We start from the raw sequence: 12,958 nt of genomic DNA on the forward strand, positions 1-12,958 counted from the left end.
CCACGGCGCGGGCCGTCGCCGCCGGCCGACCGGGGCGGCGCGCGGCCGGCATCATCGGGACCATCATCGGGACCATCCTCGGGACTGTAGCTCAATCGCGGCATTCTTCACGACAAGCGCGATCGGCTTGTTGTGAACGTCTGCTCATTTTTCGTCGAGCACCTCGCGGATCTTGCGCGCCAGGTCGGAGCGCCGGTAGGGCTTGCCGAGCAGTTCGACGCCGGGATCGAGGCGGCCGTGGTGGACGATCGCGTTCTCGGTGTAGCCGGAGGTGTAGAGCACCTTGATCGACGGGCACAACTCGCGGGCCGCGTCGGCGAGCTGGCGTCCGCTCATGCCGCCGGGCATGACCACGTCGGTGAACAGCAGGTCGATGTCCGGACGCTCACGCAGGATGTCCAGCGCGAGCGCGCCGTTTTCCGCCGCGATGACGGCGTAGCCCAGCGAGGTCAACTGGTCCTGGGCGTAGCGGCGGACCAGCTCGTCGTCCTCGACCAGCAGGATCGTCGCCGAGCCACTGTGTGTATCCGGGGGTACGCGTTCGCTGTGCTCGGTCTGGACGGCGCCGGTCGAGCGCGGCAGGTACATGCGCACCGTCGTGCCCTGGCCGGGCTCGGAGTAGATGTTCACATGCCCGCCGGTCTGCTTGACGAAGCCGTACACCATCGACAGGCCCAGGCCGGTGCCCTTGCCCTTTTCCTTGGTGGTGAAGAACGGTTCGAACACCCGTTGCAGATGCTCGGGGGCGATGCCCGTCCCGGTGTCGGAGACAGCCAGCATCACATACTGGCCGGGCCGCAGCTCGGGGTACTGCGAGGCATAGTCGTGGGTGAGGTGGGCGTTGGCGGTCTCGATGGTCAGGCGCCCGCCCTGGGGCATCGCATCGCGGGCGTTCAGGCACAGGTTCAGCAGCGCGTTCTCGAGCTGGCCGGCATCGACCAGCGCGGGCCACAGGCCGGCGCCGCGGATCACCTCGATCTCGACCTGCTCGCCGAGCGCGCGGCGCAGCAGGCCGTCCATCCCGGCCACCAAACGGTTGATGTCGGTGATCCTGGGCTCCAGTGTCTGCCGGCGCGCGAAGGCGAGCAGGCGCTGGGTGAGTTCGGCGCCGCGTTGCGCGGCGCTGGCGATCATCTCCGCCAGCATGCGCTGGCGCGCATCGGCCGCCAGTTCGTCGCTCAGCAGTTCGGCATTGCCCAGGATCACGGTCAGCAGGTTGTTGAAGTCGTGTGCCACGCCGCCGGTGAGCTGGCCGACCGACTCCATCCGCTGCGCCTGGCGCAATCGCTCCTCCAGCGCGAGGCGCTCGGTGACATCGGTCATGCCGCCGACCATGCGGATCGCCGTGCCCTGCGCATCGCGGATGACGAAGCCGCGGTCGATGACCGTGGCGTAGCTGCCGTCGCTGCGCAGGAAGCGGTAGCTCGCCTCCCACTGCCTGGCATTGCCGGCGATGGCGTCTTTGATGCTTCCGAGCGCGGCGTCCTTGTCCTCGGGGTGGATGCGGCTGGTCCATGAGGTGAAGTCGGGCTCCAGCGTGGCCAGGTCATGGCCGAACAGCGTGCGCATGCCGCTGCTCCACCATATCGTGTCGGTGCCCAGGTCCCAGTCCCAGATCGCGTCGGCGGTGGCCTGGGCGACGTAGCGGAAGCGCTCCTCGCTGGCCCGCAGCGCCTGTTCCTTGCGGTCGTGCTCGACGGCGATGCCGATCAGGTGCGACACCTGCGACACCAGTTCCATGTCCTGCGGTTCGGGGGCGCGTGGGTGGTCGTGGTAGACGGCCACGGTCGCCAGCACATTGCCGCTCCGGTCCATCACCGGCACCGACCAGCAGGCACGCAACCCGTGCGATTCGGCCAGATGCCGATAATCGGCCCAGAGCGGGTCGGTGAGGATATCGGCGACCACGACCGGCGCGCGCCGCCAGGCGGCGGTGCCGCAAGAGCCGGCCGACGGGCCGATCGGGGCGCCGTCGATGGCGCGGTTGTACTCGGCGGGCAGGCTGGGCGCGGCGCCATGGCGCAGATGATTGCCTTCCGCATCCAGCAGCAGGATCGATGCGCGCGCGGTGGGCATGATCTCCTCGAGGCCGCGGGCGATGGTGTCGAGGATGCCAGCCAGCGGGGCGCCGGCGGACACCATTTCGAGCACATGCCGCTCGATCGCCCGCTGCTTCTCGTTGCGACGGCGTTCGCTGATGTCGCGGGTGATGCTGAGCACCGACGTGATCGCGCCACTGGCATCGCGCAATGGCACCGAATGGGTTTCGACCCAGCGGATCGTGCCTTTCAGGCCGATGATGCGGAACTGCAGCTCGCCCTGGCCGCCCTGGCAGACGGCCCGGTGCAGACGCAGGTAGGCGTCGAGGTCGTCCGGGTGCAGCAGGCCGGAGATCGGGCGCTCCAGCACCTGCGAGGCTTCGTCGGCTTCCAGCATGCGCAGGCCGGCGGGGTTCATCTCCAGCAAGCGGCCATCGGCGGACACCACCTTCACGCATTCGGGTTCGCTCGCGAGGATCATGCGCAAGCGCGACTCGCTGGCACGCAGGGCTTCCTCGGTGCGGCGCTGGGAGGTGATGTCGGTGACGTAGCCCTCGATGACGGCCGTGCCATCTTCCAGGCCCACCGCCTTGCCCTGCTCCCAGACCCATTTCTCCGTGCCGTCCGCCGCGCGCAGCCGGTAGGTGGCCTGGAAGCGCTGGCCACCCTCGACGGCGCGCCGCACGATGGCGTCGACACGCGCGCGGTCGTCGGGATGGATGAGGTCGACGTAGGCGATGCGCCGGTTGTCGATCAGATCCTCCGGCGCGTAGCCGGTCAGCTCGACGGCGCCCGCGCTGACCAGGCGCATGGTCCAGTGCGCGTCCTGCAGGCAGCGGTAGGCCATTCCCGGCAGGTTGTCCAGCAGCATCGCCAGCGAGAGGGCTTGCTCCCCGTCAAACCGGCCGTCGGCGTGCTCGCGTGCCTCGTCCACCATCACTCCTCCTGTGTGATGCGCAATCCGGGTAAACCGGCGGCCTGTCGGCCGTCCGGCCGGGTTTCCGCATGTGCAACTGTCACGCGCCGGCCGGCGTCGTGCAAGCCGTGATTCAGGCCGATTGGCCCAGCAGCAGCGCCAGCACGAAGATGCCGAGCATCATGAAGGCCAGGGCGAGCTTGAGCGCCGCGCCGACCACCATCCCGATCCAGGTGGCCGCGCCGATGCGGCCGGCGCGCCGCAGGTCGCGCACCTGCAGCAGCTCGCCGAGCGTCGCGCCGACGAAAGGGCCGAGCAGCAGGCCGGGCAGACCGAACAGCAGGCCGACCAGCGCGCCCAGTGCGGCGCCGCCGAGGCCGTAGCGGCTGGCGCCGACGCGCTGCGCGCCGAGTACCGACGCCAGCAGGTCGATCAGTACCGAAAGCAGCGTCAGCATGCCCAGCAGGCCCAGCGTCCAGGCGCCGATGCGTTCGAAGCCGCCGGCCCAGGCGGCCACCCACATGCCGGCGAACATCACCGGCAGGCCGGGCAGGGCCGGCAGCACGGTGCCGACCAAGCCCAGCACGATGAGCACGGCGGCGAGCACGTACCACAGAACGGTCCAATCCATGGGGCAGGGGCAGGCCGTGGCGGGAAGCCCTAAAATAGCGGACTTTCCCTCCCGCCACCCTTCCGGCCGCCGTGACCACGATCAGACAGGACGATTTCATCCAGAGCGTCGCCGACGCCCTGCAGTACATCAGCTACTACCACCCGGTCGACTACATCAAGAACCTCGCCGCCGCCTACGAGCGCGAGGAATCCCCGGCGGCCCGCGACGCGATGGCGCAGATCCTGATCAACTCGCGCATGTGTGCCGAAGGGCACCGCCCGATCTGCCAGGACACCGGCATCGTGACGGTGTTCCTGAAGATCGGCATGGACGTGCGCTGGGACGCGACGATGAGCGTCGAGGACATGGTCAACGAGGGCGTGCGCCGCGCCTACAACCATCCCGACAACAAGCTGCGCGCCTCGGTGCTGATGGATCCGGCCGGCAAGCGCCTGAACACCCGCGACAACACCCCGGCCGTCGTCAACATGACGGTGGTGCCGGGCAACACGGTGGACGTGATCGTCGCCGCCAAGGGCGGCGGCTCCGAGGCCAAGAGCAAGTTCGTCATGCTCAACCCCTCCGACTCGATCGTCGACTGGGTGCTCAAGACCGTGCCGACCATGGGCGCCGGCTGGTGTCCGCCGGGCATGCTCGGCATCGGCATCGGCGGCACCGCCGAGAAGGCCATGCTGCTGGCCAAGGAGGCGCTGATGGAGCCGATCGACATCCAGGAGCTGATCGCGCGCGGCCCGTCCAGCCGCATCGAGGAGCTGCGCCTTGAGCTGTACGAGAAGGTCAATGCCCTGGGCATCGGCGCGCAGGGCCTGGGCGGTCTGACCACCGTGCTCGACGTCAAGATCAGGGATTACCCGACCCACGCCGCCAACCTGCCGGTGGCGATGATCCCCAACTGCGCCGCGACCCGCCATGCCCACTTCGTGCTCGACGGCAGCGGCCCGGTGCAGCTCGACCCGCCCTCGCTGGAGGACTGGCCCACGCTGACCTACGACGCTTCCAAGGGACGACGCGTGGATCTGTCCACCGTCACCCGCGACGAGGTGGCGAGCTGGAAGCCGGGCGAGGTGCTGCTGCTCAACGGCCGGATCCTCACCGGCCGCGACGCCGCCCACAAGCGCATGGTCGACATGCTCGACCGCGGCGAGCCGCTCCCGGTCGATTTCCGCGGCCGCTTCATCTACTACGTCGGCCCGGTCGATCCGGTGCGCGACGAGGTCGTCGGCCCGGCCGGCCCGACCACCGCCACCCGCATGGACAAGTTCACCGACCGGGTGCTCGGCGCGACCGGCCTGCTCGGCATGATCGGCAAGGCCGAGCGCGGCCCGGCCGCGATCGAGGCGATCAAGCGGCATCGCTCGGTCTATCTGATGGCGGTCGGCGGCGCGGCCTACCTCGTCTCCAAAGCGATCAAGTCGGCCAAGGTGGTCGGCTTCGAGGACCTGGGCATGGAGGCGATCTACGAGTTCGAGGTCAAGGACATGCCGGTCACCGTCGCCGTGGACTCGACCGGCGAATCGGTCCACCAGACCGGTCCGCGTCAGTGGCAGGCGAAGATCGGCAAGATTCCCGTCGTCGTCGAGTAGCCCGCGTTCAAACCCCTCTCCCGCCGGGAGAGGGGTGAGGGTGCGGTGAAACCAGAGCGGTGAACTGCCCGAGTGGTGCCCGGGCGGCGGCTGGAAGGCGCTCCTTGTCGATGGCGTTTCGAGGCACGTCGCTTCGCCGTACCCTCACCCCGGATCCCGTTCCAGGCACAGCTTGCACTGTGCCAAGAACCACCAGCCGCGCCTGGCGCGATGGCCATCGGTGCGATGCGATCCGCCACCGGCAGATCGCAATCATCGCTCCTTCCTCACAAGGAGAGGGGCTTTGCCCGCGCAGAATCGACACGTCACGTGGCCGGCGTTCAGCCTAGACTGCGCACCCCGGAATCTTGGCATCGTCGGGCCCCCTGGAATCTTGAGCGCCTTTGGGTGTCCCGGGGCTTGCGGGTTGCGATGGGCTTGCATCGCCCGGCGATTCTTGCATGATTGTCCCGCCATCCGTTCAGCCGAGGCTGAGGGGGGCGGTCCTGCGGGGGCGGGCCGTGTAAGCGACATCGAACACACTCAGGGGCTACTGATGCAACTCATCCTGCACCGTGCCGCGTTGGCGGCATTCCTGCTCGTTTCTGTCGCGTCGCTCACCGGCTGCGTGACCATGCCCGAAAGTCGGGCATTCAATGCAGCCGCCAATCCGGAAATCAAGCGCATTGCGGTTCTGCCGATGCGCGAGTCGGAGATCGACCTGCTGATCGTGAACAACCCTGGGTACAGCTTCGGCCTGGTCGGTGCTGCGATCGCCGAGGCGAACCGGGTCCCCAAACGCAACTGGTTGCGGGAACAGGTGACTGCCCGGAACTTCGACCACATCGAAGTCTTCCAGCAAGCTTTCACGGAGGCGATGGCTCGGCGTGGATTCGAGCTGGTGTGGCCCGGGCAGGTGGTCGAGAACGGGGCCAAGGCGAAGCGATCCGCAACCGGTTTGCGCAAGGCATACACTCCGATCGATGATGCGGATGCGCAGCTCGACCTGAACTTCGGCTTCGTCGGTTACGCTGCTGCCGGCTCCAGCGACGGCGCACCATACCGTCCGACGGCCATCGTCTTCGCACAGCTGGTAACCAAGGACGGTAAGCAGGTGCTGTTCTCCGATCACGTCGTCTACAACAACGTGTTTCCGGGCAACAGTGCCGGCATCGTGCTCAATCCTGATCCGACTCATCGCTACCCCGACTTCGATGACATGAAGGCGGCGGGTCCGATGACGGTCGATGGTCTTCGCTTGGCCTTCGAGACCGTGGCTGAAACGCTGGCCAAGCAGTTCGGCAGCGTCCAATGAAGTCGCTGCGCGTTGGGGTCGCGGCCGCATTGGTCATGGTCGCCGGCTGTAGCGGAAGCCCGGCCCGCCCCGAGGGCGGGCCGCTTCCCTATCGGCCGACGGGGGGGTGTGCGCCGGATCTGTCGCAGGTCCAGCCGCAGCCGCTGATCGCGGCCGATGCCAAAGGCCGGGTCGGAAGGGTCGATTTCCGTGCGCTGGCGCAATGTCTGACCGGCGAGGATGGCGAGGCGGAACCGGTGGTCCTGTTTCAGCTCGGTGATCGCGAACCGCCGTTCAGCATCGAAGTTGTGCTGTTCGCCGATCGCGACAGCGCGCTGGCCGCAGCCGTGGAGATACTCGATGGCGGTTTCGGAACACTCGATCGACATGGTTTCGACAGCTTCACGTCTCGCAATGGGCGTTTCACGCTCACCACCTTCGTCAACGACAGGCAGGCCGGCGCAAGCTACCTGCTGCTGCGCCCAGACCGGCAATGGCTGAACAGCCAAATGCAGCTCGTGAGCGGAAATCGCTGGACCACTGTCTGGAGTACGGGCGCTGTCATGGGAGCCTACTCCGACGGAACGGAAACTACCCAGCGCCTTGTTCTCCGGGACGATGGCAAGTTCACCGTCGAAGTGAAGGCGTACGCGCCCAAGACTCTTGAAATCTCCCGGCCTTAGCGATTGACCGGTCTTCGAACGCAAGCTGGTTCCGTGCCCTTGGCAGTGCTGCTGGGGCTGCTTCGGCCACCATCGTTCCTGCTTCCTGCGGACGAGGGTCGGAATGCTGCCGATGAAGCCATCGGAGCACGCGGACCGTCGGGCTGCGTAAAATACGCGCATGCCCCTGATCACCCTCCACAGCGTCGACTACGGCGTCGGCGGCCCGCTGCTGCTCGAAAATGTCGAGCTGGCCATCGAGCCGGGCGAGCGCATCGCCCTGATCGGGCGCAATGGCGCCGGCAAGTCCACGCTGCTGCGCCTGCTCTCGGGTGAGATCCGGCCCGATGATGGCGAGATCCGCCTGCAGTCCGGCGTGCGCGTCGCACGCTTGCAGCAGGAGGTGCCGCAGGGCGCGAGCGGCAGCGTGTTCGACGTGGTCGCCAGCGGCCTGGGCCGGCTCGGCGCCGACCTGGCCGAGTTCCATCGTCTCAGCCACGCGCCGGCAGGGCAGGTGGACACGAAGGCGCTGGCAGCGGTGCAGGCGCGCATCGAGGATGCGCAGGGCTGGTCGATCGACCAGCGCATCGCACAGGTGCTGACCCGGCTCGACTTGCCCGAGGACGCCGATTTCGCCGCGCTCTCCGGCGGCATGAAACGCCGCGTGCTGCTGGCGCAGGCGCTGGCCGCGGCGCCGGACGTGCTGCTGCTCGACGAGCCGACCAACCACCTGGACATCGCCTCGATCGACTGGCTGGAGGAGTTCCTGCGCGGCTTTGCCGGCACGCTGGTGTTCGTCACCCACGACCGCCGCTTCCTGCGTTCGCTAGCCACCCGCATCGTCGAGATCGACCGCGGCCGGGTCACGAGCTGGCCGGGTGACTGGGACAACTACCTGCGTCGCCGCGAGGAGCGCCTGAACGCCGAGGCGCAGGAGAACGCCCGCTTCGACAAGCGGCTGGCGCAGGAGGAGGCGTGGATACGGCAGGGCATCAAGGCCCGCCGCACCCGCGACGAGGGCCGCGTGCGCCGGCTCAAGGCGATGCGTGCCGAGCGTGCGAAGCGCCGTGAACAGGCCGGCAGCGTCAAGCTGGCGCTGGCCGAGGCCGGCGCATCCGGCCGCAAGGTGATCGAGGCCGAAGGCCTGTCGTACGGCTGGGATGGCCAGCCGATCGTGCGCGATTTTTCCACGGTGATCATGCGCGGCGACCGCGTCGGTCTGCTTGGTCCCAACGGCTCGGGCAAGACCACCCTGCTCAAGCTGCTGCTCGGCGAGCTGGCGCCGCAGGCCGGCCGCGTCAAGCACGGCACGCAGTTGCAGATCGCCTACTTCGACCAGCACCGGGCCGCGCTGCGCGAGGACTGGAACGCGCTGGACAACGTCGCCGAGGGCCGCGAGTTCATCGAGGTGGGCGGCCAGCGCAAACACGTGCTCGGCTACCTGCAGGATTTCCTGTTCAGCCCCGAACGCGCCCGCGCACCGATCACCCGGCTGTCCGGCGGCGAGCGCAACCGCCTGCTGCTCGCCAAGCTGTTCGCGCAGCCCTCGAACCTGCTGGTGATGGACGAGCCGACCAACGATCTCGACGTCGAGACACTGGAGCTGCTGGAGGAGTGGCTGGCCGAGTATCCGGGCACGCTGCTGCTGGTCAGCCACGACCGCGATTTTCTCGACAATGTGGTGACCAGCACGCTGGTGATGGAAGGCGACGGCCGTGTTGGCGAGTACGTCGGCGGCTACAGCGACTGGCTGCGCCAGCGGCCGGTGCCATCGTCGGCGCAGGCGAAGAAGCCGGATCCCAAGCCCGCCGCGAAGCCGGCCGAACCCTCCGCGGCTCCAGCACCCGCGAAGCGCAAGCTCAGCTACAAGGACGCCCGCGAACTGGAGCAGTTGCCGGCACGCATCGAAACGCTCGAAGCCCGTCTCGCCGCACTCACCGCGCGGATGAGCGACCCGGCCTTCTACCAGCGTGACGGCGCCGCCATCGCCGCGCACAACGCCGAGGTGGCGCGTTTGCAGGCCGAGCTGGATGCGGCCTATGCGCGCTGGGAGGCGCTGGAGGGCGGCTGAACCTCCGCAGCTCCGGTGTCTGGAACCGCTTCCGTGTCCGGCCGGTGCGCCCGGGCCGTGGGCGCCGCAACGACTGCCGTGCGGGATCCTGGCTATGGACGCTTTTCCCGGCGTCTGCGCTGGGGCGGGCAAGGACCTTGGCAGGGGCCGCCGGTCGGGCGGGCGACACCCTCTCCGTGCAGTGCACCGCGGTGACGCCGGGCGCCCGGTTTGGCGGGCAGTCGGGCCGTGGCGATAATCGGGTCACCCGCTCGTTCCGCTCACGCGGAGGAGGTCGTGCGATGGATGCAGGCAGGGATACCCTCGACGGGCCGCTGGCGCGGCGGGTGGCCGGGCTGCTCGCGCCGGCCGACGTGCGGCTGGACGGTGCGCGTGCCTGGGACTTCCGCATACTCGACCGGCGATTCTTCGCCCGCGTGCTCGCGCAGGGGTCGCTCGGCCTGGGCGAGTCCTACATGGACGGCTGGTGGGAGACAGACGATCTCGACGGGCTGCTGTACCGGCTGCTCAAGTCGCGCATCGACGAGCGTGCGCCCGACCTGCCCACCCTGTGGGCCGCGATCCGGGCCCGGCTGCTCAATCTGCAGTCGCGTCGTCGCAGTTTCGAGGTCGGCCGGCGCCACTACGATCTCGGCAACGAGCTGTACCAGGCCATGCTGGGGCGCCGGCTGGTCTACAGCTGCGGCTACTGGCGCCAGGCGCGCGACCTCGATGCCGCGCAGGAGGCCAAGCTCGACCTGGTGTGCCGCAAGCTGCTGCTCGAGCCCGGCATGCGCGTGCTCGACATCGGTTGCGGCTGGGGCGAGGCACTGAAGTTCGCCGCCGAGCGTTACGGCGTCTCCGGCGTCGGCGTCACGGTCTCGCGCGAACAGGCCGAGTATGCGCGCCGTCTTTGCGACGGCCTGCCGGTCGAGATCCTGCTGTGCGACTACCGCGAGGTGAGCGGGCGTTTCGACCGGGCATTCTCGATCGGCATGTTCGAGCACGTCGGCGTGCGCAACTACGTCACCTACTTCGATGTGGTTCGTCGTTGCCTGCCGCCGGACGGGCTGTTCCTGCTGCACACGATCGGCACCGAGCGGTCCACCCGCCATACCGATCCCTGGATCGCGCGCTACATCTTCCCGAACTCGATGCTGCCCTCGGCCGCGCAGATCGCGCGTGCGGTGGAAGGGCGCTTCGTGATCGAGGACTGGCACAACTTCGGCCCAGACTACGACCGCACCCTGCAAGCCTGGCGGGCCAACATCGAAGCCGCCTGGGACCGCCTGCCGCCGCGCTACGACGAGCGCTTCCGGCGCATGTGGCGCTATTACCTGGCCTCGGCGATGGCGCTGTTCCGTTGCCGGCGCGGGCAGCTTTGGCAGCTTGCACTGTCGCCGGAAGGGGTCGCCGGCGGCTATGTCGCGGCACGCTAGCGTCCCGTTCCGCAGCGGCGAGGGGGTGATTCCTTGCAGCCTTGCAACGATGGGTGTTAACTCGCAGGACACGCGCAGTTCACGCCGCATCACCGAGAGTGTGTCCATGAGACGATCCTGTCGGATGTTCGCATTGGCGCTGCTGATGGCCCTGCTGCCGGCATGGCTGGCAGGGCAGCCTGCGGCCGGCGGCGAAGTGCTGCTGCTCGACGTCAAGGGTGGCATCGGCCCCGCCACCAGCGACTATCTGCAACGCGGGATTCGCCGGGCAGGCGAGGAGGGCGCGCGCGCCGTCGTGCTGCGCATGGACACGCCCGGCGGGCTGGATGCCGCCACGCGCGATATCAATCTCGCCATCCTCGCCTCGACCGTGCCGGTGATCGTGTATGTGGCGCCGGAAGGCGCGCGCGCGGCCAGCGCCGGCACTTACATCCTCTATGCCAGCCATCTGGCGGCGATGGCGCCGGCCACCTCGCTGGGCGCGGCCACGCCGGTATCGATCGGCGGCGGCGGACCGCCGGTCGGCCGCGACCGCCCGGCCGAGGAACGGCAGGACGGAGAAGACCGGGAGGATGGGCCGGACCGGGGCCGGAGCGGCAAGCCGGCAGCGGGCCAGGCGATGGCGGCCAAGGTCACCAATGACGCGGTCGCCTATCTCCGCAGCCTGGCCGAACTGCGTGGCCGCAATGCCGACTTCGCCGAGGCCGCCGTGCGCGAGGCGGCCACGCTCACGGCCAGCCAGGCGCTGGAGCAGGGCGTCATCGAAATCATCGCCGCCGGCATCGACGACCTGCTCAGGCAGGCGGACGGACGGACGGTGAAGCTGGGCGAGACCGAAACGGTACTGGCCACGGCCGATGCGCGCATCACCACTGTCGTGCCGGACTGGCGCAGCCGGCTGCTGTCGGTGATCACCGAGCCCTCGGTGGCCTATCTGCTCCTGCTGGTCGGCCTGTACGGCCTGGTCTTCGAGGGCTACAACCCGGGTGCACTGGTGCCCGGGGTGATCGGCGCGATCAGCCTGTTGCTGGCGCTGTACGCGCTGCAGGTGCTGCCGGTGAACTACGCCGGCGTGGCGCTCATCGTGCTGGGCGTGGCGCTGATGACCGCAGAGATGTTCATGCCGAGTTTCGGCGTGTTGGGCATAGGCGGCCTGATCGCGCTGGTCGCCGGATCGGTGATGCTGTTCGACACGGACGTGCCAGGTTTCGGTGTGCCCGGGCGCATGATCCTCGGCATCGGCGCGACCAGCGGGCTGGCGTTCCTCGGCGTGCTGTGGCTGGCGCTGCGCGCCCGCCATCGGCCGGTGGTCACCGGAACCAACGAGCTGCTGGGCGCCACCGCCGTGGTGGTGCGCGACTTCCAGGGACGCGGCTGGGTGCATGTGCGCGGCGAGAACTGGCAGGCCGAGTGCGCGCAGCCGGTCCGTCGCGGCCAGGCGGTGCGTGTGGTCGCGGTGGACGGGCTGACGTTGCGCGTGGTTCCCATCGACTGACACGAATGATCCTCAAACCGGGAGAATCGCCATGGATTTCACGCTGTTCCTGCCTCTGATCCTCGTCGTCGTGGCGCTGTTCGCCAGCGCGGTACGGGTGCTGCGCGAGTACGAGCGCGGCGTGGTGTTCCAGCTCGGACGGTTCTGGAAGGTCAAGGGGCCCGGCCTGATCATCCTGATCCCGGTGATCCAGACCATGGAGCGCGTCGACCTGCGCACCATCGTGATGGACGTGCCGGAACAGGACCTGATCTCGAAGGACAACGTCTCGGTGAAGGTCAACGCGGTCCTGTATTTCCGCGTGATCGACCCGCAGAAGGCGATCATCAACGTCGAACGCTATTTCGACGCCACCAGCCAGCTGGCCCAGACCACGTTGCGCTCGGTACTGGGCCAGCACGATCTCGACGAGATGCTCAGCGAGCGTGAAAAGCTCAACGACGACATCCAGCAGATCCTCGACTCGCAGACCGACGCCTGGGGCATCAAGGTCTCCAACGTCGAGATCAAGCATGTCGACATCAACGAGACCATGGTGCGTGCCATCGCCCGCCAGGCCGAGGCCGAGCGCCAGCGCCGCGCCAAGGTCATCCATGCCGAGGGCGAGCGGCAGGCGGCGGAAATGCTGGTGGAAGCGGCCAAGCTGCTGGGTGCCGATTCCCGCGCCATCCAGCTGCGCTACCTGCAGACGCTGACCGAGATCGCCAGCGAGAAGAATTCGACGGTGATCTTCCCGCTGCCGATGGACCTGGTGAGGCCGTTCCTCGACCTGGCCGAGAAGAACAAGGCCTGACGCGCCTGCATCAGGGCCGCGAGAAGCGAGGGCCGGGCGCGATGCCCGGCCTTCGTCGTTCCGGCGATCCCCGG

At 68.4% G+C, this 12,958-nt stretch carries 9 protein-coding genes; 7 read left to right on the top strand and 2 right to left on the bottom strand.

Annotated elements, in window-relative coordinates; genetic code table 11:
• Positions 1-144 precede the first annotated feature (144 nt).
• A complete protein-coding gene (locus HNQ58_RS09570; protein WP_183948696.1) occupies positions 145-2,976 on the bottom strand; it encodes a PAS domain-containing protein in 2,832 nt (943 codons plus the stop codon).
• Positions 2,977-3,088: 112 nt separating this feature from the next.
• A complete protein-coding gene (locus HNQ58_RS09575; protein ID WP_183948697.1) occupies positions 3,089-3,586 on the bottom strand; it encodes a DUF456 domain-containing protein in 498 nt (165 codons plus the stop codon).
• 71 nt (positions 3,587-3,657) lie between these two features.
• On the opposite strand from HNQ58_RS09575, the gene HNQ58_RS09580 reads away from it, so the two are divergent.
• The 7 genes from HNQ58_RS09580 (at position 3,658) to HNQ58_RS09610 (ending at position 12,884) form a co-directional block, all read left to right on the top strand.
• A complete protein-coding gene (locus HNQ58_RS09580) occupies positions 3,658-5,172 on the top strand; it encodes a FumA C-terminus/TtdB family hydratase beta subunit (RefSeq protein ID WP_183948698.1) in 1,515 nt (504 codons plus the stop codon).
• A gap of 535 nt (positions 5,173-5,707) precedes the next feature.
• A complete protein-coding gene (locus HNQ58_RS09585; RefSeq protein WP_183948699.1) occupies positions 5,708-6,466 on the top strand; it encodes a hypothetical protein in 759 nt (252 codons plus the stop codon).
• Positions 6,463-7,128 carry a hypothetical protein gene (locus HNQ58_RS09590; protein WP_183948700.1) on the top strand — a complete coding sequence of 222 codons (666 nt, stop codon included), beginning with the start codon at positions 6,463-6,465 and terminating at the stop codon, positions 7,126-7,128. Before HNQ58_RS09585 ends, HNQ58_RS09590 begins: the two co-directional genes overlap by 4 nt.
• 160 nt (positions 7,129-7,288) lie before the next feature.
• Entirely contained in the window at positions 7,289-9,178 is a 1,890-nt protein-coding gene (locus tag HNQ58_RS09595) for an ATP-binding cassette domain-containing protein (protein ID WP_183948701.1), read from the top strand.
• Between the two features lie 281 nt (positions 9,179-9,459).
• Entirely contained in the window at positions 9,460-10,596 is a 1,137-nt protein-coding gene (cfa, locus tag HNQ58_RS09600) for a cyclopropane fatty acyl phospholipid synthase (RefSeq protein WP_183948702.1), read from the top strand.
• 106 nt (positions 10,597-10,702) lie between these two features.
• Positions 10,703-12,091 carry an NfeD family protein gene (locus tag HNQ58_RS09605; RefSeq protein WP_183948703.1) on the top strand — a complete coding sequence of 463 codons (1,389 nt, stop codon included), beginning with the start codon at positions 10,703-10,705 and terminating at the stop codon, positions 12,089-12,091.
• 31 nt (positions 12,092-12,122) lie between these two features.
• Positions 12,123-12,884: a slipin family protein gene (locus HNQ58_RS09610; protein WP_183948704.1), complete on the top strand. Its 762-nt coding sequence runs from the start codon at positions 12,123-12,125 to the stop codon at positions 12,882-12,884.
• The last annotated feature ends 74 nt before the right edge of the window (positions 12,885-12,958 follow it).

Origin of the sequence: Rehaibacterium terrae, from assembly GCF_014202935.1 — a bacterium.
Classification (GTDB): domain Bacteria; phylum Pseudomonadota; class Gammaproteobacteria; order Xanthomonadales; family Xanthomonadaceae; genus Rehaibacterium; species Rehaibacterium terrae.